Raw genomic sequence first — 314 nt, 5'->3', positions numbered from 1 at the left:
CGCGGTTCCTAGCCTGTCTTCGCTGGTCGTATACCCGTTGGCGGTATCGTACAAAGTAACGCCGTTATCGTAGGCGTGCAGTAAAAGCGCCGTACTTTCATCGTAGGAAATCCGCTGGATTGGGATACAGCCGAATCCCGTGCGGCTTACGGTTAAAGCGGTTTTGCCGAAAACTGTCTTTTGCATAATGCCTCCTTGGGGCTGGGAATAGTATACAATAACAATCAATATTTTTCTTGCCGTCATATCCATTTTTTCTTATATTTTATTGAAAATGAAAACAACCTACATATTACTGGTAATATCCCTATTAT

1 protein-coding gene is annotated in these 314 nt (G+C 43.0%); it reads right to left on the bottom strand.

Features of this window, described 5'->3' with window-relative positions; all coding sequences use genetic code 11:
• Positions 1 to 186 (bottom strand): aldo/keto reductase (locus tag ACYVTD_RS18855; RefSeq protein WP_461249110.1); only part of this gene is annotated, 186 nt, incomplete at its 3' end.
• Between the last annotated feature and the right edge of the window lie 128 nt (positions 187 to 314).

The organism is Treponema sp. R6D11, from assembly GCF_054786075.1.
Note: the sequence above shows the minus strand (reverse complement) of the source record. Positions and strands in the feature narration are given on the sequence as shown.